This is a genomic window from Aerococcus tenax (genome assembly GCF_003286645.3).
Classification (GTDB): Bacteria; Bacillota; Bacilli; order Lactobacillales; family Aerococcaceae; genus Aerococcus; species Aerococcus tenax.
The window spans coordinates 1,460,526-1,484,057 of the sequence record NZ_CP127382.2 but is presented as its reverse complement, the minus strand read 5'-3'; the positions used below and the strand labels follow the sequence as shown (position 1 = coordinate 1,484,057).

General features: G+C 42.9%; 22 protein-coding genes. 17 read left to right on the top strand and 5 right to left on the bottom strand.

Annotated features, from left to right (window positions below; translation table 11 throughout):
• Positions 1-127: 127 nt before the first annotated feature.
• Positions 128-709, bottom strand: a complete 582-nt coding sequence (locus DBT50_RS06900; RefSeq protein ID WP_060778595.1) for a xanthine phosphoribosyltransferase — start codon at positions 707-709, stop codon at positions 128-130.
• Positions 710-898: 189 nt separating this feature from the next.
• Between DBT50_RS06900 and trmL the strand changes: the two genes are divergently transcribed.
• The 7 genes from trmL (at position 899) to DBT50_RS06865 (ending at position 10,622) form a co-directional block, all read left to right on the top strand.
• Complete coding sequence (trmL, locus tag DBT50_RS06895) at positions 899-1,432, top strand: tRNA (uridine(34)/cytosine(34)/5-carboxymethylaminomethyluridine(34)-2'-O)-methyltransferase TrmL (RefSeq protein ID WP_111852635.1); 534 nt, start codon at positions 899-901, stop codon at positions 1,430-1,432.
• A gap of 95 nt (positions 1,433-1,527) precedes the next feature.
• Positions 1,528-3,609, top strand: a complete 2,082-nt coding sequence (locus DBT50_RS06890; RefSeq protein WP_111853444.1) for a transglycosylase domain-containing protein — start codon at positions 1,528-1,530, stop codon at positions 3,607-3,609.
• Positions 3,610-3,708: 99 nt separating this feature from the next.
• Entirely contained in the window at positions 3,709-4,095 is a 387-nt protein-coding gene (locus DBT50_RS06885; RefSeq protein ID WP_013669338.1) for a YlbF family regulator, read from the top strand.
• A 175-nt stretch (positions 4,096-4,270) separates the two neighbouring features.
• Complete coding sequence (locus tag DBT50_RS06880) at positions 4,271-5,515, top strand: metallophosphoesterase family protein (RefSeq protein ID WP_111852633.1); 1,245 nt, start codon at positions 4,271-4,273, stop codon at positions 5,513-5,515.
• Positions 5,516-5,539: 24 nt separating this feature from the next.
• Positions 5,540-8,311 (top strand): ATP-binding protein, encoded by a 2,772-nt coding sequence (locus tag DBT50_RS06875; RefSeq protein ID WP_111853443.1) that lies wholly within the window; start codon positions 5,540-5,542, stop codon positions 8,309-8,311.
• Positions 8,312-8,331: 20 nt separating this feature from the next.
• Complete coding sequence (locus DBT50_RS06870) at positions 8,332-9,297, top strand: 3'-5' exoribonuclease YhaM family protein (RefSeq protein ID WP_111852631.1); 966 nt, start codon at positions 8,332-8,334, stop codon at positions 9,295-9,297.
• 500 nt (positions 9,298-9,797) lie between these two features.
• Positions 9,798-10,622, top strand: coding sequence for a glycosyltransferase family 8 protein (locus tag DBT50_RS06865; protein WP_111852630.1), 825 nt, complete (start codon positions 9,798-9,800; stop codon positions 10,620-10,622).
• Between the two features lie 56 nt (positions 10,623-10,678).
• On the opposite strand, the gene DBT50_RS06860 is transcribed toward DBT50_RS06865, so the two are convergent.
• The 3 genes from DBT50_RS06860 to DBT50_RS06850 form a co-directional block, all read right to left on the bottom strand.
• The gene (locus DBT50_RS06860) at positions 10,679-11,689 is read right to left on the bottom strand and encodes a peptidylprolyl isomerase (RefSeq protein WP_111852629.1); all 1,011 of its coding nucleotides are present in this window, start codon (positions 11,687-11,689) and stop codon (positions 10,679-10,681) included.
• 135 nt (positions 11,690-11,824) lie between these two features.
• Entirely contained in the window at positions 11,825-12,211 is a 387-nt protein-coding gene (locus tag DBT50_RS06855) for a YtxH domain-containing protein (protein ID WP_111852628.1), read from the bottom strand.
• Between the two features lie 3 nt (positions 12,212-12,214).
• Entirely contained in the window at positions 12,215-12,643 is a 429-nt protein-coding gene (locus DBT50_RS06850) for an HIT family protein (protein ID WP_111852627.1), read from the bottom strand.
• 184 nt (positions 12,644-12,827) lie between these two features.
• Here DBT50_RS06850 and DBT50_RS06845 point away from each other — a divergent pair, with 184 nt between their 5' ends.
• The 4 genes from DBT50_RS06845 (at position 12,828) to trmB (ending at position 16,456) form a co-directional block, all read left to right on the top strand.
• Positions 12,828-13,568 (top strand): ABC transporter ATP-binding protein, encoded by a 741-nt coding sequence (locus DBT50_RS06845; protein ID WP_111852626.1) that lies wholly within the window; start codon positions 12,828-12,830, stop codon positions 13,566-13,568.
• Entirely contained in the window at positions 13,558-14,793 is a 1,236-nt protein-coding gene (locus DBT50_RS06840) for an ABC transporter permease (protein WP_111852625.1), read from the top strand. The genes DBT50_RS06845 and DBT50_RS06840 overlap by 11 nt, the downstream gene beginning before the upstream one ends.
• Before the next feature lie 77 nt (positions 14,794-14,870).
• A complete protein-coding gene (locus DBT50_RS06835) occupies positions 14,871-15,704 on the top strand; it encodes a phosphotransferase family protein (protein WP_111852624.1) in 834 nt (277 codons plus the stop codon).
• A gap of 104 nt (positions 15,705-15,808) precedes the next feature.
• A complete protein-coding gene (gene trmB, locus DBT50_RS06830) occupies positions 15,809-16,456 on the top strand; it encodes a tRNA (guanosine(46)-N7)-methyltransferase TrmB (protein WP_111852623.1) in 648 nt (215 codons plus the stop codon).
• Between the two features lie 91 nt (positions 16,457-16,547).
• Here trmB and DBT50_RS06825 read toward each other — a convergent pair whose 3' ends face one another.
• A complete protein-coding gene (locus tag DBT50_RS06825; RefSeq protein ID WP_111852622.1) occupies positions 16,548-16,934 on the bottom strand; it encodes a hypothetical protein in 387 nt (128 codons plus the stop codon).
• A gap of 227 nt (positions 16,935-17,161) precedes the next feature.
• Between DBT50_RS06825 and ytpR the strand changes: the two genes are divergently transcribed.
• The 6 genes from ytpR to DBT50_RS06795 all read left to right on the top strand — a co-directional run bounded on the left by ytpR (position 17,162) and on the right by DBT50_RS06795 (position 23,493).
• Positions 17,162-17,788 carry a YtpR family tRNA-binding protein gene (ytpR, locus tag DBT50_RS06820; RefSeq protein ID WP_230081902.1) on the top strand — a complete coding sequence of 209 codons (627 nt, stop codon included), beginning with the start codon at positions 17,162-17,164 and terminating at the stop codon, positions 17,786-17,788.
• 54 nt (positions 17,789-17,842) lie between these two features.
• Positions 17,843-18,559, top strand: coding sequence for a hypothetical protein (locus DBT50_RS06815; protein ID WP_111852621.1), 717 nt, complete (start codon positions 17,843-17,845; stop codon positions 18,557-18,559).
• A gap of 3 nt (positions 18,560-18,562) precedes the next feature.
• Positions 18,563-19,921: a UDP-N-acetylmuramate--L-alanine ligase gene (gene murC, locus DBT50_RS06810; protein WP_111821976.1), complete on the top strand. Its 1,359-nt coding sequence runs from the start codon at positions 18,563-18,565 to the stop codon at positions 19,919-19,921.
• Positions 19,911-20,798 (top strand): UTP--glucose-1-phosphate uridylyltransferase, encoded by an 888-nt coding sequence (locus tag DBT50_RS06805; protein ID WP_111852643.1) that lies wholly within the window; start codon positions 19,911-19,913, stop codon positions 20,796-20,798. The genes murC and DBT50_RS06805 overlap by 11 nt, the downstream gene beginning before the upstream one ends.
• 60 nt (positions 20,799-20,858) lie before the next feature.
• Positions 20,859-21,860 carry a nucleoid-associated protein gene (locus tag DBT50_RS06800; RefSeq protein ID WP_111852620.1) on the top strand — a complete coding sequence of 334 codons (1,002 nt, stop codon included), beginning with the start codon at positions 20,859-20,861 and terminating at the stop codon, positions 21,858-21,860.
• A gap of 331 nt (positions 21,861-22,191) precedes the next feature.
• Positions 22,192-23,493, top strand: a complete 1,302-nt coding sequence (locus DBT50_RS06795) for a bifunctional folylpolyglutamate synthase/dihydrofolate synthase (RefSeq protein WP_111852619.1) — start codon at positions 22,192-22,194, stop codon at positions 23,491-23,493.
• The last annotated feature ends 39 nt before the right edge of the window (positions 23,494-23,532 follow it).

The following is a 23,532-nucleotide window of genomic DNA, read 5'->3' as shown; positions in this document are numbered from 1 at the left end:
CCTCTCCAAATCTGTTCCAGTCACAGGACGAACGTCCACTTCAAAAACTGGTAACACTCAGCACAGCTGAGTGTTACCAGTTTCCTCCAGTGATTTCGTCCTCTGTTGTGACTGTCACACTCTTTGCTTAGTGCCCTTCGGCAAATTCGACTTTACTGTTGGCTAGAGAGGCGATCCGCACTTCTGAATAGAGGTCAACGCCGGCATCGAGGATGCGTTGGCGGCCATCTTGGAAGGATTTTTCAATACAGATACCCACACCTACCACTTCAGCTTGGGCTTGGTTAACAATATCAATGAGTCCCATAGCAGCTTCACCATTGGCTAAGAAATCATCGATAATCAGAACCTTATCGTCTGGACTTAAGTATTGTTTACTGATAATCACAAAACTATCGGTATCCTTGGTGTAACTATGCACCTTACTCCCGTAAACAGCTTGGTCCTTAAGGGTAGATGGTTGTTGCTTCTTAGCGAAAACCATAGGAACCCCTAATTTTTCGGCGATGATAATCGATGGTGCGATCCCGGAAGCTTCGACGGTAACAATTTTGGTAATTTCGCGACCTTGGTAGTGAGCAATGATTTTATCAGCAATATCACTGATGACACTAGGGTCAATTTGGTGGTTGAGGAATGAATCAACCTTCAAAACGTTGTTCGGAAATACTTTACCATCTTCAAGAATCCGTTGCTTTAAGTTTGCCACTCTTTTTCCTCCTTTGGTATTTTGAGCAATAATTAGAATAAGTTATCCCTATTCTACCCTTTATCGGGATAAAATGCGAACATTTTTTGAACATTAAGCGATTTTTTCCTGTTTCTAAGTCTTGGTTTCGTAATCATCCGGCTAGGGGTATAATAGATAAGATGAGAATATTTTGAAGAGGAGATTTTAATGACAAACCATATTGTATTATTTGAACCAGAAATTCCAGCCAATACTGGAAATATTGCTCGTACCTGTGCAGCGACTGACACCCACCTGCACTTAATCGAACCCCTGGGTTTTCAAACGGATGATAAACATTTGAAGCGGGCTGGACTCGATTATTGGGATGCCTTAGACATTACCTATCATGACGACTTGAAGGCCTTTATGAATTATTTGGATGGTCGGCCTTTGTATTTAATCAGTAAATTCGCTACCAAGAATTATACCGATATTGATTACATGACCCATAAAAAGCGGGGAGAAGATATCTTCCTCATGTTTGGTAAGGAAACCACGGGTCTACCGGAAGCCTTTATGCATGAACATGAAGACCAATGCCTGCGTCTGCCTATGGATGATACCCATGTCCGCTGCCTGAATTTGTCCAATTGTGCAGCCATTTGTATCTATGAAGTCCTCCGTCAACAAGCCTTCAATGACTTAGAGCTTATCCATAGCTATGACCATGACAAATTAGCAAATTTAAAAAAAGATTAAATGATAAATAAGAAAATTTAAATATCGCTTCAAGGATAAATATTAATGAAGAAACTGTAGTAAGATGAATTGAATACTTGAAAGGGGGCAGCGATATGAATGAGGGAGAACAGCAAGAAAGTTCCTGGTTTGACAAGGTCAAAGCCTTTTTAGGTCACTACTGGAAGAAATTTCGCCTGACGAAGTGGCTAATCTTTCTTGTCCTCTTGATCATCTTTATTTTCGAATCTTATTTAGTGGTTGGGGCAAAGATGACTAATGTCGATGACTTACAAGCCCGGCTCCAAATGACTACTGAGATTTATGACCAATCTGACCAAGCCGTTGGGGAAATGGCTGACGGACGCGGAACCTATGTGTCCTTAAATCAGATTTCACCTAATATTCAAAATGCTGTCATATCGACTGAAGATAAGCGCTTTTACCAACATCCTGGCTTTGATATTATCGGGATCGGCCGGGCCATGGTGGGCTATGTGGTTCACCGCGGAAATGTGGTTGGAGGGGGATCCACTCTGACCCAGCAATTAGTAAAAAATTCCTTCTTAACTAATGAACAGAGCCTGCTGAGAAAGTTTAAAGAACTCTTTATCGCCCTAGAAGTGGAGAAGAAATATTCTAAGGATCAAATTCTAGAAATGTATCTCAATCATACCTATTTTGGTAATGGGGTTTATGGGGTAGAAAATGCGTCCTTAAAATACTTTGGCACCCATGCTGCTGACCTTAATTTACCTAATGCGGCAGTCCTAGCCGGAGCCTTGAAGGGGCCCAGCCTCTATAATCCGATTGATAATTATGAAGAAGCTCAAGGACGCCGAAATTTGGTGCTTTCCCTGATGAGTAATAATGATTTTATCAGTGAAACTGAGGCCCAAAATGCTCAAGGTACAGTGATGCCACAGATGAATAATCCGGTGGCTAGTGACCAATCCAAGTACCCTTATTATTTCGACAGCGTCTTAGAGGAAGCGATCAATAAGTTTGGTTTGACCGAAGAAGAGGTTATGAATGGAGGGTATAAGATTTATACCAATCTTAACCCAACCTACCAAAGTCAGTTAGAGGCTGCCTATGAGAATAAGCAACTCTTCCCAACTAACAATAGTGGTCAGGCTTCGCAAAGTGCGACCGTGGCCCTAGACCCCTATAATGGCGGTGTCTTAGCCAGTGTTGGTGGGGTGGGCGACTATCACTTCCGTGGCTTTAATCGGTCTACTCAAATGAAACGGCAACCAGGTTCAACACTCAAACCTTTAAATGTTTATGTTCCAGCCCTAGAACATGGTTTTTCAAAGAATGACCAAGTGCCTGATGAAGTCCGCTCTTACGGGACTGACAACTACCGACCTGAAAACTGGAACCACCAATCGAATGGCGACTTACCGCTCTGGGAAGCCTTGGCCCTAAGTAAAAACACCTCAGCAGTTTGGTTGATGGACCAAGTGGGGGTCAATACAGCCATGAAGAAACTTGATGCTTTCGGTATTCCTTATACGGATAAGGACCTCTCCTTAGCCAGTGCCTTGGGTGGGTTGACGGAAGGGGTTTCACCTATTCAGCTAGCCAGTGCTTATACAGCCTTTCCTAATAATGGGAAACGTTCCGAGGCCTACTTTATCCGAAAAATTATCGGTCCTAATGGTGAGGAAGTGGTTAAGGAACAAAGTCCTAAGCAAAACACGGTGATGTCTCAAGGCGTTGCTAAGGAAATGACCAGCATGATGCTAGCGGTTTATGATGGAAACTATACCGGTTCTCAAGCTGAACCACCGGGTTACCAAGTAGCTGGGAAGACGGGAACAGTTGAATTGACTTTGGATGATCCTCATGCAGCGGGCTATAATGATGAATGGTTTGTTGCCTATACTCCTGATGTGGTAGTGACTTCCTGGTTTGGTTTTGACCAAACCTCTTCGGAAAATTATATTTCCGCCTACTCTGGAGTTAATTCCCACTCTAGTTTCAATACCATCCTCCAAGGAATCCTGGCTAACAGTCCGGGAACTCCATTCCAGGTGGAATCAGCGGCTAAGCAATACGGTAATCGTTTTGAATATAATAACGGAGAAGGGGCTAGTCAATCACCTCACTCCAATTCAGACAATGAAGACGTAATCAACCGAATTATTGATGGTGGGCGAAATCTCTTTGATTATTTTAGAGGTCTACTTTAGGCTCACCATTCAGTCACTGAATTGGCTGGGATAGTAAAATACTTTAAAAACAATCTTATCCATGGTATATTGAAAAAAACATATAAGGGAGAGATCAATTTGGCAAATATTTACGATACCATTAACCAATTAGAACGTGACATTCGCGAATTAGACGCTTATGACGCCTTAAGTGAGGCGATGGATAAGCTTCTTAATGATGACGAAGCACGTGAACTCTACATTAATTTTAGAAACTATCAAACTAGCGTCCAAACTAAGATGCAATTAGGTCAAGAGTTAAGTGAAGAGGATGTTAAAAAAGCTGAAGACATGCAAAAAACTTTGGCTAACAATGCGGTCTTAAGTGAGTTAATGCAAAAAGAACAACAACTCAACCAATACGTTGAAGATGTTAACCAAGCGGTTGGTCGTCCTATTCGTGAGATCTATGACCGTGCTAACCAAGCAACTAAACTCAGTTCAGAAGATAAAGATGGCGAATAATTAAGCCTCTAGTCACCTCAAATCTTTGAGGTGGCTATTTTTTTATTTTTTTAAAAATTTTCTAGTGAGCAATTGATGAGGCCCTATCGCCTTGAATTCGCCGATAAATCTTGCGACAAAGCCCGTTAAAATATGATAAACTAGGGAAGTATCAATAAGGAAAGGGTGCGATGACTTGTTACGCTTTGTTCATGCGGCTGACCTGCATCTCGGTCAAACAATGAAAAAAATAAAAAAACAAAATCATAAAGTGTACCAAGCCTTAAGGCAAGCGACCATTGACTCCTACAATCGTTTGATCGATATTGCCATCAATGAGGAGGTTGACTGTGTCTTACTCGCAGGAGACCTCTATGACAGTCCTGAGGGGACCTTGGCAGAACAGTTTGCCCTCGTTAAGGGCTTGGAGCGCTTGGACCAGGCAGGCATCGCCTCTTTTATTTTGTTTGGTAACCATGACTATAAGAGCCAAAAAGAAAAACACCTGGCCTCGCCAGCCTCTACCCGGGTCTTTCCACGGCAGGTAACTACTCTAGAGTTTACTACCGCTAGGGGTGACCAGGTGGCTATTACCGGCTTTTCTTATCCCAAGCGCTGGTTAACGGAAGATTATAGCCAATATTTTCCTAAGCGTTATAATCATGTAGACTACCACATTGGTATGTTTCACGGCCAGGAAAGTCAGGGAAACAGCCAACAAGACCACTATGCCCCTTTTCAAAAAAGTCATTTACAACAATTAGCCTATGACTATTGGGCCTTGGGGCATATTCATGCAGCCCAACAATTATCCGGACAAACACCTATCGTCTATCCCGGCAATATCCAAGGGACCCATTTCAAAGAAACTGGTCCTAAAGGTGGTGTCCTCGTCTCGCTTGAACAAGGAAAGGATCCAATCATTGAAAGCATCGAAACGACTGATTGGCAATTTAAAGTCCACCAAGCGATTGCGCCTCCAATTCACGGGGTCAGTGATTTGCAAGCACTTTTCCAAAAAGCATATCAAGCTGAACTGGACCAGGCAAGAGCAGAGGGCTTACATTATGTTTTGCGCCTCCATTATCGCGTGGACGGCTCAGACAACGATAGCTTGGCTTTCTGGGAGGACTATGCCAAGGACTTATTCGACCAATTACAGTGGCAGTACCAAGACCAGAATGACGTTTTTCTGGCTGACTTGCGCTTTGAAGTCAAAGGAAGCAAAAGGTTGGACCAGTCCAGTTTATACGAGCAGGCCTTGATGGAAACCCTCGACCACTATCAGGATCCAGGAGCCTTTGACCAGGCGTTAAATGAACTATTAGACCACCCACTTTGGCAGCGCCACTTGCAGCCGGCCATCTCACTAAGCCAGTTCCAAGAAGACGTCCTAGTCGCAACTAGAAATAAAATTTTACTCTCTCTCTATCAAAAATAAGCAAGCACGGAGGAATCATAACAAATGAAATTACAAGCAATCGACATCTTTGGCTATGGAAAATTTGTCCACCGCCAATTTCAATTGACGGATGACTTTAATGTTTTCCTAGGCCCAAACGGGTCGGGAAAATCCACTTTGATGAGCTTCGTTCTAAGTATCATGTTCGGTTTTCCCAACCAACGCCGAAAGGGGAGTCGTGATTTTGATACCAATGACCAAGTTCGCTTCGGAGGGCGTCTATATTTTAAGGATACCCAATGGGGCGATTGTGCCATTGAACGTACCCGGGCCAATGGTAAGCAAGTCTTAAAAATGTCTATTGCCGGTCAAGAAGCCAAGGAAGTTGATCATTTTAAACAACTTTTTGGGGATTTGACCCGGGATACCTATTTAGCCTATTTTGGCTTTACTGAACCTGATTTAATGCAATTTATCTGGGAATCGGAAGAAGACTTTGCCCGTAGTTTAGTCAACTTAGGTGTGACCGGTAAGCTCTCTCTTAGCCAGGAAGTCGACCAATTACAAGCGGATGCCGACAGCCTCTACCGGCCCCAAGGACAAAATCCTAAGCTTAATCAAGAAATGGTTGAATTAGAAAGACAAAACCAAGACTTGGCGGCTGCCCGTCAAGAAGAAGACGCCTATTTTGACTTGGACCAAGAATTGTCAGATAAAAAGGCGGCCTTGGCAGAAGTTCAAAGTGCTGAACAAAATGCTCGACAAAGCTTAATGGACTTAGAAAAGGCTGACCAACAGAGCGCCTCTGATGAAGAGCGGGTGGCACTGGGCTTTGAACTCGCCCAATATGATGGACCACGTTTTTCAGACCAGGATGTTGACCAATGGCAAAACATTGTGAACACCAAGGACCGCTTGGTTGAGGAGTATCAGGAACTCAACCCTGAGGGCTTTGTGATTATGGATTCTGTAGAAGCGGAAGCGGAACCAGAAGAAGAACTGAATGCCGGAGGACAATGGATCAGTGACCATCTCGGCATTTCTGAGCAAATGTTGGCTGAAGCCCGGGCTTACCGGGAACAAATCCGGCAAAATGAGAATCTCCATGATCAAATTGTCGAGAAACGTTACCAAGAAAGCCGCTTACTTTCAGCCTTAGGAGCTGAAACCATTGATGAATTGCCGCGTGATTTCACTAACGAAGAGCGCGATGAATGGCAAAAACGTCAAAAAGCTATTGATAGCCGCCGGGTCTTCTACAAAAATACCAAAGCCGGCCTAGAAAACTTGATGGAAGACCGGGAAAGTCTTGGCCAAGAACGTCAAGAGATTTCTAGCAACTATGATGACTTCAAAGCCACTGTTTATAAATATACCCAGTCCTGGATTCGTCCGATTGGGATGACCTTATTAGCTGTTGGTATAATATGTTATGCGATTTCACTCTTCCACACCAGTCCTTTCTGGCGGGGAGCGGGGATGCCTGCTTTAATACTCGGTTTAATCTTTGTCTTAATTGCCTGGTTCCAAGAACGCAAAGGTAAACACTATGTTAATGAAGAAGAGAAGGCCTACCAATTAGACTTACGCGATATCGATAGTGAAACGGCTGAAATCCAACGCCAAATCGATAATCAAAACCAACAAATTGCAGAACTAGAGGAAGAATCCAAGCAATTTACCAAGGATTTGGAGGCTTTCTTACAAGCTAAGGGTGGGTCCTCTTACATCATGCCCCTGGTTTGGCTACAAACCGACTATGTGAAACAAATTGAAGACTTGGAAGGGGAAATTAACCAACTGATCCATCAAAGTGGGGCAGGCGCTTTTGGGCAAGCTCATCAAGCGGAATGGTCAGATTACCGCCAAGCAAGCCATAATCAGGCCCTGTCACTGGATTCCTTATTCCAACAGTTTGAAGATGACTACCACAATTACCGACTTTATGCGGCTAATCTTGATTATGAAGACCAAGAACAAAAAGCCAAGCAAGCCCGCCTCAGCCAGTTAGCTGACCATATTGACCAACTTGAAAAAACTGAGGAGAACTTTTTAAAACAATACAACTTAACCGACCGTGCAGACCTAGAAAAAGCCTTGACTGCCTATGGTCAATTTAAGGACAAAGAAGCCCGCTACCAACTCTTAAACCAATATCTGGATAAAAAGGCTTCGGCTTTAAATGAAGATGAGACGGAAGTTAGCGAGCAAATTAAGGCCACCAAAGACCAAATTAATAGCTATGAGGGCCAAAGGCAAGTCTTACTTGCTGATATCGCGCGGATTGAAAATCAATTGAAGCAAATGAAAAACAGCCAAGCCTTACAAGCCATGGAACAAGACAAACAAGAACAAGTTGATCAATCCTATGATACCGCAGTCGCTTGGGCTAGTGATACTTTGGCAGCTAAGACGATGGAGGAAGCGACTCTGGGACAAGGCCAAGATACGGTCCAACGAGTTCTTGCCCAAGCCAATCGCTATCTATTCGATTTAACCAATACGAAATTTGAAAAGATGCGCTACACTGATGACAGTGTCGAAGTCTATCAACCGATGCGAGACCAATGGACCAGTGTTAACCAATTATCCCGTGGGGAGAAGGCTCTCTTGTTTGTGGCTATGCGGTTTGCCTTCTTAGACGCCCAACTCGGTCACCAAGACTTGCCAATTCTGATTGACGAAGGTTTTGCTCATTTAGACCAAGAATACCGGCAAAATATTTATCGCTTCTTGAAAGAAAAGAGTCTATCCCGTCAAATTATTGTCTTTACCTTTGACCAAGAAATTACCCAAGGCTTACATTCCGACCAAGTTCATTACTTAGAAGCATAGAAAGGAAGCCAACTTAATTTATGGATAAGTGCTTAATTTATGAAATTCCTCAAAATGAAAAATTTGATCTCTATATTTTGATAAAAAATGCCAATGTGCGTACTGACCGCAATGGGCGCGACTTCATTGCCTTTACTTTCCAAGATAAGTCGGGGACTATTGATGGTATGTATTGGAGTGCCATGGAAGATGAAGTGGAGGCCTTTCAAAGTGGTCGGGTGGTCCGCTTAAAGGGACACCGGGAATTATATAATGGCCAACCCCAAGTCAAGATTTCGGGCTTGCGTCTAGCCCATGATGGTGAACCCAATGATCCGACCTTGTTTATTGCCGACGGACCGATGAAGGTAGAAGATATGAAGGCTGAAATTGAAGCGGGTATTAAAAGCATTATGCATCCGGTGCTCAAGAAAATTGTGGGCAGCATCATGACCGAATACGATGATATTTTCTACCAATATCCAGCTGCCAAACGCCACCACCATGCCTTTGTTGGAGGATTAGCCTTCCACACCGTTTCCATGTTACGCCTGGCTCAAGCGATTGCTAAACTTTACCCTAATGTAGATAAAAGCTTGCTTTATGCTGGGGTTATCCTCCATGATGCCGCTAAGGTGATTGAATTTGTAGATCCTTTAAGTGGGGACTATTCGATTGAGGGGAACCTTATTGGCCATATCTCTTTGATGGGGCAAAAAATTTCCCTCACCGCAGAACAGCTAGGCTACCGCCAAGATGAAGAAGCAGTAGTTTTACTTAAACATATGATTCTTGCTCACCACGGGAAGAATGAATTCGGTAGTCCGGTAACCCCTCGCCTATTGGAAGCTGAAATCCTTCATCGGGTGGATGACCTGGATGCAAAGATTAATATGATGACCAGTCACTTAAAGGATGTTGAGCCTGGTGAATTTACTCCAAAAATTATGGGCTTAGAAGGACGTTCTTTCTACCATCCGAGTGATGACTATTATCAAAATATTTAATGAGAACTGAAAAAGGAGATCGAGACTTTTGTTCCGACCTCCTTTTTAATATATGGACTGTCTAATCAAAACGAGCTCCAGTCACAGGACGAACGTCCGCTTCAAAAAATACCAATGCACAGACTAGTTGAGCTCGTACGCCAGCCTTGATCTTGCTTCAGAATATACTAACGCACAGTTCTAGTTGAGTTTGGAAGGGTGAGGGAATGTCCTTTCAGAAAAGTTGAACGACCAGCAAGTTGAGTTCGGTTGCCAGTCTTGAAGTCACTTCAAAAAATCCCAAGGCACAGCTTTCCTGTGCTTATGGTATTTTTCTCCAGTTGCTATAGCTGTTCGAAGCGTCAGCGAGTTACAGATACAGTATGCGTATCGGTCATGCTCTTTGACGTGCTTGTCGCACTCTTTTGTTGAGAATTTATTAAGCTTTGACTTCTTGGGCTTTAATTCATCTGGGCATGGTAAAGTAAGTTTAAGCTATTTTTCAGTCAAGGAGCTATGGAATGAACTTATTATTTGCCGTTGATGACCACTATGTGGAGCCTATGTTAACCACGCTTTACTCCATCTATAAAAACACAGCCAAGCATGACTATCAAGTCTATATCTTACAGAATCAGCCCCTGGCGGCCCGCGATCAAATTGATCGCTTTTTACAAACTATGGGAATGACCTACCACCCGGTGCTTGTTGATCAAGATATTTTTAAAGAGGCACCGGTTTCTAAACGCTATCCAGAGACCATCTACTACCGCTTGCTAGCCCACTATTTCTTGCCTGATCAGTTAGAGAAGATCCTTTACTTGGATGCTGATATCCTTTGTATCAATGACCTCGTGCCCCTATATGAAACTGACTTAGGGGATGATTTATATGGAGCAGCCAGTCACGCTAAGTTGACTAAGATTACTGACCAGATCAATAAACTACGCCTAGGCAATACCCAGGCTGACCACTATTATAATTCTGGGGTCCTATTAATGAACCTTAAGGCGATCCGCAAAAGGGTGAAAGCCGATGATATTTTTGACTTTATCCAGGAAAACCGCCATCAATTAATTCTGCCTGACCAGGATGTTCTCAATGCCTTGTACAGCCAGTATATCTATGATTTGCCAGATCAAATTTACAACTATGATGTCCGCTATAGTAAACTTTATGAGTTGATTAGTGAAGGGGAGTGGACCCCCGAGTGGGTAGTTGAACACGGCGCTCTCTTGCATTTTTGTGGGAAGAAAAAACCTTGGCAAAGGAAGCACTTGGATAACTTTGGCTTGCTTTATGCCCACTATGACCATAAGCGGAAATTATTTACCAATGTCAAATAAAATGAAAAGAGCATGCCCCGAGGAGATTCCTTGGAGCATGCTCTTTTACTGATAGACTATTTTTTATCAGATTCTGCCTGACTTTGGCTGTTTTCTTGTCCTTTTTGGTCGTCTTTTTTGTCTTGGCCTTTTGATTTTTCTTTAGAATCTTTATCTGACTTCTTGTCCTCTTCTTTTGGTTTGAATTGGTCGAGAGCAGATTTTAGGTCGGAGTCCTTAATGTCAATATTGTATTTCTTCAAGAGATCACTGGTGACTTGGAGGAGGGTAGAAGGATCTTGCATTTTCTTATTCTTAACTTGTTCAGCCAGCTTATCTTTTTCATCTTCAAAGCTACCTTTTTGACCCTTTTTATCTAATTTAATGACGTGGTAACCGTACTGGGATTTGACCGGTTCCTTGGTGTATTCCCCTTCGTTTAGTTTGAAGGCAGCGTCCTCAAATTCTTTGACCATTTGGCCTTTTTCCACTTGACCTAAAGACCCACCTTTTTCTTTGCTGCCTGGGTCTTTACTGTGTTCTTTAGCTAATGCACTAAAGTCGCCACCTTGGTCTAATTGTTTGATAATATCCTTGGCTTCGTTTTCATCTTCTACTAAAATATGTGAAATTTCCGCAGCAGGTTCATAGTCTTCGTAGGCCTTCTTTAATTCTTCGTCTGAAACAGGAATATTTTTCTTGAGTGCCTCTTGGGTGAGGGTGTATTGGATTAGTGATTCTTTGTAGGCTTCTTCAGAAGGCACGCCGGAACTTTTGAGGACATTTTGGAATTTGTCATTATCGCCAACTTGGGCCTTGGTTGCCGCAATTTGTTGGTCAGTTTCTTGTTCAATTTCCTTATAACGGTCCTTACCCACTTCTTGTTTAGAGATTTCAGAAAGGATGAGTTGGCGAAGGGTCTGATCGCCGGCAACTTTCTTCATTTGGTCATTCAGTTGGCCTTGGGTAATTTTAATATCATCACCGGTCGCCACAGCGCTATCATTGCTTTGACTTTGGCAAGCCGCCAGGGTGAAGGCACATAGACTGGATACTAGGCCTAGGGTGAATTTTTTCTTAAATTTCATAAATCAAACTCCTAATCATTTCATTCAATATACTCTAAAAATATAGCACAGCTCTTATTCTAACTCAATGCTAACGAAAAGAAGTCTAAGAACCTTCAAAGATTCTTAAACTTCTTTTCTCTTACTATCTTCGGATTATTCGTCTTCTTTATCGGCCGTTTCATCACTATCTTTTTCCCCATTTAAGAGGGCAGAATTATCCACATCGGCCTGTAATTGAGCGACTTGTTCTTGGATACGATTCATTTGGGGGACGGCGGTGCGTTGGAAGTCACGGATTGCTAGTTGAATGTCGTCCCGGGCTGAGCCTAGGGTTTGCATGCCTTGATTAGCCAAATCGCTAATGGCTACTTGGGTTTCAGCTAAGGACCCCGTAAGGTCGGTAGCTGCGCCTGATAAACGTTTACTATAATCTTTTAGAATGCGGCGGTTGGTTTCGCCAGAATGGGGCGTTTTCAAGAGGGCATAAGAACCCGCAAGGAGGGCGCCCAAGCCCAAACCTTTTAAAAATGCTTTTAACATCGACTACACCTCAATATTTTCGTTAATGGTTTTAGCAATTTTGGCTAATTCTTCATCACTATAATTGTCACCGTTATTGGTAAATTTGACAGCAAAACCTTCCTCTTTTTGGTAGCGAGGAATGATGTGAATGTGAGAATGGAAGACCGATTGATAGGCAATTTCACCGTTGTTATTTAAGATGTTAATTCCTTGTACGTCTGGGAAGGCCTTCTTAATGGCTTCGACAATAATAGGAATCCGTCTAAAAATCGCTCCAGCATCCTTGACATCGTAGTCAAAGATATCTTTCAGATGTTTTTTAGGAACGAGTAGGGTGTGCCCCTTGGTAACTTGAGAATTATCTAAGAAAGCAGTGACTACTTCGTCTTCATAGACTAGATTAGTGGGGATTTCCCGGTTTGCGATTTTACAGAAAATGCAATCTTCCATGATATATCGTCCTCTCTAATTGACTTATTCATTTAGCTTAAGTTTATCACAAGCCTAGGGAAGTCACAATTTTTCTACTGGGATTTTTTCGGCCGCCCCTGATCGAAAAAATTCTGGATATTTGCTAAACTAGGTGTAAAATGAGGTCTTAAGATTAGATTATCAATAGCAAAGGAATTGAAAGATGACACTATCTGTAGAACATTTAAGTGGGGGTTATAGTAATTATACGGTCCTCCACGATTTAAATTTTTCCGTTCAAGCTGGTGAAATTGTCGGCTTGATTGGCTTGAATGGGGCTGGCAAATCAACCACTATTAAGCATATTTTAGGTCTGCTCAAGCCGAGTGCGGGGGAGATATTGGTGAATGGCCATTCACTGGCTAAGGATAACCAGGCCTACCGCCAAGCCCTTAGCTATATTCCCGAACAACCGATCCTCTATCCAGAGCTCACCCTGCGCGAGCATATCCAAGTCATCGCCTTGGCCTACCATATTGACCCTGACCAAGCCATGGCTAATGCCGAGCCGCTCTTAGAACGTTTTCGTTTAACCGAACGTTTGGACTGGTTACCTATCCATTTTTCTAAGGGTATGAAGCAAAAGGTCATGATTGTCTGTGCCATGCTGGTGGATACCATGTTGTACATTATTGATGAACCCTTTGTCGGCTTAGATCCACTGGGAATTGATGACTTTACTCAATTATTACTGAAGAAACGCCAAGCGGGGGCAGCAATTTTAATGTCAACCCATATCCTCTCCAGCGCTGAACACTACTGTGACCGCTTTATTTTCCTTCATGAAGGGCAAATTAAGGCCCAAGGGACCTTGCATGAGATCCGTCAGCGCTTCAATAAGGCAGATGCCAGCTTGGATGAACTCTATGTTGACTTAGTAAGAGGGCAGAGCCATGACCTTTAAAGAGCTCTATCCCAAACGCCGTCAAAGTCAGCAAAAACGAATATTCCGTTATTTTAAATATATTTTCAATGACCACTTTATCCTAGCTTTGGCCTTTATTTTAGCGGCCTTGGCCTTTCAATATAGTCAGTGGCTAAAGACTTTAACGACTTTTAACCCGCTTTACCAATGGATCTGGCTAGTCATTGCCACAGCCTTAGTGATGGGGATAGGCCACTTAGCTAGCTTCATTCAAAAGGCGGACACGGTCTTTTTGCTGGCTCGGGAAAGGAACTTTAAAGCTTACTTTAACCAAGCCTTAGCCTATAGCTTACTCCTGCCGACGGGGATCTATGCCTTATTTGTTGGGGTATCTTATCCCTTCTTACTGATTCACCAAGGCTTGTCAGCGGGCCAGGTCCTTGCTATCTTTGTGGTAATGCTCGGCTTGAAGGCTCTCCAGTTACGGTCAGTTTTAGAGAATTTTCATTTTTACAGTTCCAGCAAACGCAGGCTCTTGATGGTTTTGACTGCAGCTTATAGCTTTTGTCAGTTGTATTTTGCCGTGCGTGGAAAAGTCTTTTTGGCCCTGGCTTTTGTTTTTGTGATGATCGTCATCTATTATCTGACCAGTAAAAACTGGCAGGGTGAAAAGCAATGGGATTGGTTAAAAATCGTAGCTGAGGAAAGTCAACGCCAAGAAAGGGTTAACCAGGTTTTGAGCCTGTTTGTTGATGTTCCTACGGGTCAAAGGGCGGTTAAACGGCGGAAATACTTAGATCCACTGCTTATGACCAGCAAGAACAATCCCTATTATTTTCTCTACCAAAGGGCCTTTTGTCGGAGTCAGGATTATTTTAATTTATGGTTCAGGCTCACTGTTCTAGCGACTCTCTTGCTTTATTTCTTACCTGGTCACCTGCTGACTTACTGTTTAGGCCTTTTAATGCTTTATGCCAGTCATTTTCAAATTTTACCGCTCTATCGTCGCTATTATAAGCACCCCTTAATGAAAATCTACCCCTTAGACCAGGGGCAAGCTTTACCTGCTTTTCGTCGCTTTTTATACCTGCCGCTAGGCTTGCAGACGGCTTTGCTTACGATGACTTTCCTAATGAGCAAATCCTGGCAAGACAGTGTGATTTTCTTGATTTTAGCGGGGTTAGTGATTATCCTTTTCACCCAGGTCTATTTACCCCGTCGTTTACGAGGAAAAAATCGTCTCTTGGAAAAATTACATAGATAATTATTGACGATCCTCTAATTTCTGACTAAAATAAGAGATACTGTTTAAATATAATCGGGAGAAAGGGAGGAGAAGTTATGGAGTTCCAATTCGATAAAGAATGGACCTTGCACCCAATAGGTGGCGATACTGGCCAAGCTTTTATGGGAACACATAATCAAGAGCGGATATTTCTGAAGCGAAATTCTTCTCCTTTTTTAGCTGCCTTGTCCATGGAGGGGATTACCCCCCGCTTGATCTGGACCAAAAGAACTGCTAGCGGTGATGTCTACTCAGCCCAAGAATGGCTTTATGGACACACCCTGTCGGCCCAAGAAATCCAGCAAGGCATCGTGACCAAGTTGATGTCACGCTACCATCACTCCGACAATCTCTATAATATGCTGGTGAAGATTGGTGGAAAAACCTATAAACCAGAAGATTTCTTACACGAATTTGAAAATAATCTTAGTGTGGATTTGGACTCCCTAACCTATATTAATAGTGTGAAGGATTACCTTTATGACACCTTGTCTTTTGTGCAAAACGCCCGGCGCACTGTCTGCCATAGCGACCTCAACCGTCGTAATTTTATTTTGTCAGAAGACCACCGCTTATACTTGGTAGACTGGGAGAAGGTCTGCATTGCTGACCCCATTTTTGACATTACCCAGCTCTTAGTCCAATACATTCCCTTGGAAGATTGGGACCACTGGTTTGATCTGTATAACTTACATGTTAGTGAAGAAACCTATTTACGAATTGAATGGTATTCATTAATGAACTTGCTCTTTTTAATTAAGGCAGACTATCAGAAAAAACGCATCTATCATATTAATGAAAGTATTTTATTGCTCAGACATATCTATGAAAGCCGTTATTTTAAAAGCAGTAACCAAGAAAATCCCATCACTTCCTGGTCTATTGACTAGGAAAATGATCAGCATTGGTTTAAAAACATTTGTCAATTAAAAAAGGTTGTGGCAAGGGTCACAACCTTTTTCTAAGTTAGGAAACACCACTAAGGAGGAAGACTATGCGTGTACGTCACAAACCCTGGGCAAAAGATCTAATCGCCCAACACCCTGAATGGGTGATTACTGACCCTTACGATAAAAAAGGCCACTGGCATGAGATATTTGCCAATGACCATCCTATCCATGTGGAAGTGGGTACCGGAAAGGGACAATTTCTGATTGAAATGGCTAAGACCTATCCTGAGATTAATTTTATCGGCATCGAAATGATTTCTGATGTTCTAGTCATGGCCTTACAAAAAGCCATGGAAACCGAATTAAGCAACCTGCGTTTCATTCGCGGAGATGGTAACCATGTCAGCGACATGTTTGCTCAAAATGAAGTTAGTGAAATTTACTTAAACTTTTCCGATCCTTGGCCCAAAAAACGCCATGCTAAACGCCGCTTGACCCATGAGAACTTTCTCAAACAATACCAGCATATCTTAAAGCCAGACGGACGCTTGATTTTCAAGACAGATAACCAAGGACTTTTTGAGTACTCCTTAACCTCGCTCTCCCATTACGGAATGGTCTTAGATGATGTATCTTTGGACCTCCACAATAGTGGGGTAACAGATAATATCATGACCGAGTATGAGGCCAAGTTCTCTCAAAAAGGGCAGCGTATTTACCGCTTAATTGCTCATTTTAGAGTTGAGGGATAGAGAAACAAATCCTATTGATAAAAAGAAAAACCAAGCGGGTAGTCTCTTCACTTTGAGCACTTCCGGCTTGGTTTTTCTTAAGCATGATGAATTAGTCAATAGCAAAAATATCAACAATATTGCCTGTGATTGCGTCGGCATAGAATTCATATTGAACGACCTTATTATTTTCTAAGCGGGAGATACCGCCGTAGTAGAGCTTTTGTTCTTGGTCAAAACGGTTAACATGGGCCGGTTGGAGTTCAATCCAAGAGCCTTCGATGTCGCCGTCTTTTTTAAAGTGGTCCTTAACGGCTTCTAAAACTTCCATGCCATCTTTAGTCTTATGGGCTTGGACTTGGTCATAAATCAAAGCCGCAGCAACACCCCCAATGACTAAACCGCAGGCAAAGAGGCTGCCGGCCAGGGCATAGTTTTGCTTTTGATCATTTGGAAAAACGCTATGTTTCAACTGATTAATTAGGGCTTTTTTTACCATAGTGAATGTCAATCTCCTTTGTTTATTGGATGAAGCACAATATTTCTTTTAATTATAACACGCATAAGCTTTTCTTGCAGGAGTCTAGGGAGAGATATATATTTTGGAATTAGGCTTGAATTGCCTTTTTAACGGTTTCAGTTTATAATTTACACGATACTTTGTAAAGATTTAATGACTTGCTCAATGATATAAATCGGGCAAGCAATATAAAGGAGAAGTTAATTATGTGGCTTAGTTTCTACAATCCTCGAGGAGTAGGCGATGTGTTGATGCTGACGTCAGCAGATCTTCCTCGTGAACTAATAGAAACTGAAACGTTGTCCGATGTGACACGTATTTATAACAAGGAAAATAAAGAAACCATTGGTTATAATATCAATAATATTTCGACCTATATGGAAATAAAGGGGACAGGACACGTTCTCTTAGAAGACGCTCAAATTGAGCAAATTAACCAATTATTCTATGAACAAGGTTTTGAAACCATCAAAATCTCAAACGAACCCCGGATTGTGGTAGGAAAGGTACTGGAGTGTGTCGATCATGAAAATTCTGACCACCTGCATGTTACCCAAACCCAAGTGGGCCCGGCAGGCGTCCAACAAATTGTTTGTGGGGCAAGTAATATTGACCAAGGGCAGACCGTAATCGTTGCCCTGAGTGGGGCAGTCATGCCCAATGGACAGATTATCTGGCCGGGAGAATTGCGCGGGGTGAAAAGTAATGGCATGATTTGTTCCGCCTATGAATTAGGCCTAGATCCTGACCATGAACGTCAAGGCATCTTAGTGCTTGACGATGAATTGACGCCAGGGACTGCTTTTGAGTCAATCAAAGAGCAATTGAATTAAAGGAGTCATTGACAGGTTCACTGAAATATTTTATCAAGAAAGGAATGAGAGGATATGGCCTTTGTCCCTTTTTATCGTAAAGAGAATACGCAGCGGATTAAGCCTAAGCACTCTGTCCTTGATTTCCCTAACTATCTAAGCCGTGACTATAGCAATTACCAGGAAAATAATGACCAGCGCTTAGGCAAAGAAGCCCCGGTCAGCTTCCATATTGACGATGATCAGATGGTAATTAATAGCTCACCTTATCAAGCTAACCGAGCCTCTGTTCGTCCTGATCGTTCAGAGGCTATGCGGCGTCGCAAAGAAATTAATGACCAGCGGCAAAATAGTCCCTACCACTACAAGCAAAACTCCATTCGTGAGGATAAAAGAGAAAAGCAGGCCCGCTTACGGCGTGAAATTAAAGAATTTCAAATGTACCAGAGTAAAAAGCCCTTTAAACCGACTGAGTTGCCCTCAACCTGGTTGAATACCCAGTCCAGCACCCCTGCTCAAGACAAAGGGACAAAAGCAGAACTGCCTTCTCAAAGCCCAAGTAAGGAAACGGCGTCGCCAAGGACTAGCCAAAAACGCGATTTGGCTTCTACAAATCAGCCTAACTCGAACAAAAGCAAAGCAAGACCTAAGAAGCATTTAAACCGGGGGTTGCAGTCAATTATGGCTGAGGAAAGGCCCCTCAAAGGGAATTCTTTTCTAGGACAAGATGATGGCCTAGAAAAGGACCAACCCCCTTTCAAAAAGCATCAAGATGGAAACGGAGACAAATAAGACATGGATAAAGAATTGACCTATCATTTTACCGGAATCAAAGGCACAGGCATGAGTGCTCTCGCACGCGTTCTTAAAGGAGCTGGCTACCAGGTCCAGGGTTCTGATGTCACTGATCATTTCTTTACTGAGGAAGGCTTGAAGGAAGCGGGCATTACCGTTTTACCTTTTGATCCTGATAATATCCATGAAGGCATGACGGTGATTTGTGGGAACGCCTTTAAGGATGACCACCCTGAAGTTGTCCGGGCCAAGGAATTAGGCCTGACCGTTACCCGCTACCATTATTTCCTAGGTGAACTCATTAAGAAATATACGAGTGTTGCTATCACCGGTTCCCACGGAAAAACTTCAACCACCGGTCTCATGGCCCATGTTCTAGGTAGCTTAAAAACGACCTCCTATCTGATTGGAGACGGAACCGGTAAAGGGGTGGAAGACGGCGAATACTTTGTCTTAGAAGCCGACGAATACCGGGAACATTTCTTAGCTTATGAACCTGATTATGCCATCTTTACCAATATCGACTTCGACCATCCCGATTTTTACCATAATATTGAAGAAGTCTTTGCTGCTAACCGAAAATTTGCCCACCAAGTTAAGAATAAAGTGATTGCCTATGGAGACGATCCTTACTTACAAAAATTGAAGGATGAGGTTGACGTTTGGTATTACGGCATTGACAATGATGATTTTGATATTGTCGCCAAGGATATCGTTCGTAACACCAAGGGCTCACACTTTGATGTCTGGGTCCAAGGCAAGCATTATGGCAACTTTTCCATTCATACCTTTGGTCAACACAGTATCTTGAATAGCCTGGCAGTGATTGGTTTCTGTTATTTAGAAGGTTTTGATCCAGAGGATGTCCAAGAAGCCTTGACCAGCTTTAAGGGCGTGAAACGTCGCTTTAATGAACGTTTTGTTGAAGATATGGTGATTGTTGATGACTATGCCCACCATCCTTCAGAAATCAAAGCGACCATTGATGCCGCCCGCCAACAATATCCAGATAAAGCCGTGATTAGTGTTTTCCAACCCCATACTTATTCGCGGACCCTGGCTCTACTGGACCAATTTGCCGAGGCGCTAGATAAGTCCGATGCGGCTTACGTCTGTGATATCTTTGCTTCAGCACGGGAAACCGATCACCACCAAGTATCTAGCCAAGATGTCTTGGACCGCTTAACGGTGCCGCATGCGGCTCTTGATCTGGGCGATATGACCTCATTACTCGCCTATAAAGATGCGGTTATTCTCTTTATGGGGGCTGGTGATGTTCCTAAATATGCCAAGGCCTATGAAGCCGCCTTGTTAGAAAATGGGCACACAGATAAGGAGTTGTCAGATGATGACCATTAAGAAGGCAGTAATCCCGGCAGCAGGTTTGGGGACACGTTTTCTTCCCATTACTAAAGCCACTGCTAAAGAAATGCTTCCTTTGATGGATAAGCCAGTCATCCAATTTATTGTTGAAGAAGTGCTGGCCAGTGGAATTGAGGAAATTCTCATTGTTACTGGGCGCAACAAGCGCTCTATCGAAGACCATTTCGACTCTAATTACGAATTAGAGCAAAACCTTACTGAAAAGGGTAAGGAAGACTTATTGGAAATGGTCCAATCCAGCACCTTACATAATATCCAGTTCAAACGCCAACACTATCCTAAAGGGCTTGGCGACGCCATCCTACAAGCCAAGTCCTTTGTGGGAGATGAACCTTTTCTGTTAACCCTGGGGGACAATATTATGGTTTCTGATAAGCCCGCTTCTAAGCAGGTCATGGAAATTGCTGACCGTTACCAAGCAACAGCAATCTTAACCCAAGCAGTCTCCAACCAGGAAGCTAAGCATTATGGGATTGTTGATGAAGCCAGTGCGCGGTCGGGAGATGTCTATGATATAAGTGGTCTAGTGGAGAAACCCACAGAACCCGATTATGACCCCGCCATGGCCATCTGCGGTCGTTATGTTTTAACGCCTGATATTTTTTCAGCGATTGAAGCGGTTGGCGTTAACCCGCAATCTGGTGAAATTGAACTCACCGATGCTTTAAATTTACTGGCTAAGGACCATCCAGTCTTATCCACCCACTTCCATGGCCAATGGTATGAAGTGGGAGAACCCTTGGGACTTATCGAGGCTAGCATCCAGTATGCCTTACACCACGAAGAAACCAGCCAAGGCCTCAATGATTATTTAAAGCAAGAAATCATTCCCCGCTTAAAAGCGGAAAAATAAAGTCATCTAGTCTCCTTCAACTAGCTGAGGGAGACTTTTTCATTGGAGGAGAGCAGATTTTTGATTATCAAAGAAGCGATCTTACATATCTATGATCAAAACATTAATCAGGGGGTCATGTCTGAACTTCCCTTAGCCGTTGATAGTAATCATTTATTTAAATATATGAATGCCTTAATTGACAAGGTCTGGGTTACCGATAAGAAGAAGCGGGGAACTTTTCCGGCTGACAATGAAAAATACCAGCAATTTCAGGCGGCCGCAGCAGACTTTATTCCCAATAGCCAAGCATTGGCTAGTCAATGGTTTCAATTTATCCAATTAAACCCTGATATTCCTGCGGCTGACTTACTTTGGCTGCGTTTTTCTGATGACCAAGGCGAAGATTACCTGGCAGCTTTTAAACTTAACCACAATGAATCCTATACCCATAACTTGGTCTATAATGAAGACAATGTTCAAAATGATCTCATTATTCATAAAAATATTCTGCCATCAGCCAAACAGTCCATTGATGAAGGCATCGTGGTTAATTTAGCCAGTGGCCAATATGACCTGGTGGAAAAGAAGCATGAAATTGAAAGCCTAGGGGAAAAGGTCAATTATTTTAGTGAATTGTACCTCAAGGTGCCGGCCAAGCCCAGTGCCAAGGAAAGTATCCAAGCTATCAAGAAAGCCGTTGAAAAGACGGCTCACACTTATGATGAACCGGTCTACCAATCTCTCGCCAAGGCCAAAGATATCCTCTACCATGAAATGAGTGGAGAGGAAGGCTTTTCCAATGAGCGGATTGCTGACTATCTCTACGAAGATAACCTGGACAAGAAACAATCCTATTTGGAAGAAACCCAGACTTTCCCTTTTGACAATGAAATGATGCAAGAAGTTGAAAGTATTCCTACAAAACTCCAAAGGCAAAAATTGAAACTGGACAATGGCATTGAAATCACCATCCCCCTCGACTTGTTCTACGATCCCGACGTCATTGAATTAAGCAATAACCCCGACGGAACAATCAGTGTCACCATCAAAAACATCGAATCCATAAAAAATATGTTTTAAGGTTGAGAGTGCGACGGGTGCGTCAAAGATCGATAGAGCTACGCATACTATATCTGTAACTCGCTTACGCTTCGAACAGCTATAGCAACTGGAGCTAAAGCGCAAAAATTCTTGAAAAGAATTTCTTGCACTTTAGTGAAGTGGAGATCGATCTGCACCCGGAGCAGGTTTGAAAGAGAGTGCGCGCTGACAAAATAAAGCTAAGGCTATCCCAGCACGAAAAAACTTAGTATACTATAAGAGAAAGCAGACTTTTGACTGCTCCGATAACTCAGATAGAGTGGGCAGTTTAATCATTGACCTGGATATGTGAAAGGATGACCCAAATTAGATGGATTATGAAGAATTTGAAAAAGATTTACCGGTCTTAGAGCGGGGCAAGTGGACCCTGGGATTAGACCATATTCGCGACCTCATGGCGGTCTTTGATAATCCCCAAGACAAATTGCCTACTGTCCATATCGCCGGCACCAATGGCAAGGGCTCAACCGCCTCAATGATAGCTAGAACCCTCCAATTAGCTGGTTATAAGGTAGGTTTGTATACCTCACCATCTTTAGTGAGTTTTAATGAGCGTATTCGGATTAACGGGGAGAATATCGCTGATGAAAAGCTGCGAGCCATGAAAGACTACATGAAGGAAAAACTTGCCGGCACTAAGATTCAATGCAGCGAGTTTGAGTTATTTACCGCCATGGCTTGGTTGATCTTTTTCCATGAAGACTGCGATATTATTGTTCTAGAAGTGGGCTTAGGTGGTCGCTTGGATGCCACCAACCTGGTAAAGAGTCCCTTAGTCAGTGTGATTACTAAAATTGCCTTAGACCATGAAAATATTCTGGGCCATACCATTTCAGAAATTGCCAAGGAAAAAGCGGGGATTATTAAGTACTACACCCCGGTCGTGGTTTACCCCTATCCGAAAGAGGCGATTGAAGTTTTAAGTGCGACTGCTGAACGTCAAGGGGCTCCTTTGAAGACGATTGATACAGAAAGTATTGAGAATATTCACCCGGAAAACCGCCAGCAAGTTTTTACTTATAAGGGAGAAAATTATCACCTTAACTTATTGGGTAAACACCAAGTGTTGAATGCCTGCTTGGCGATTGAAGCTTTAGCTGAAATTAAACGAGCTGGTTTTAATGTAGAGCTCAAGCAGATAAAAGAAGGTTTACAGACAGTTTCTTGGCCAGGACGTTTTGAATGGGTTCACCAAGATCCAGAAATTATTATTGATGGCAGCCATAATTTAGATGGGGTCCGGGCCATGCGCCATGCCGTTGAGGATTACTTCCCTAATATTCCCCGCCTAGGCATTACTGGCATGCTCAGGGACAAGGATGTTTACCGGATGTTAGGAGAGGTTGTGCATTTATTTGATGAGATTGTCACCATTACCCCTGATTCCGACCGAGCCATGACGGCCAATGAACTTACAAAGACTGTCCATATGGTCACCGGCCTCCAAAAGGTAAATACTTACACCGCCAAGGATAATGAAGACGCTATGGCCTATGCCAGACTTTGGGCTGACCAGCAAGAGGGGGACTGCCTCATCTGTGTCTTTGGTAGCCTCTACCTGGTCGGTGAATTAAGAGAGCTGGTCTTTGAATCCTTTGAAGCCGACCAATAAAAAAGCCGAATGGATCAGTGATCCTCTACACTGATTCAT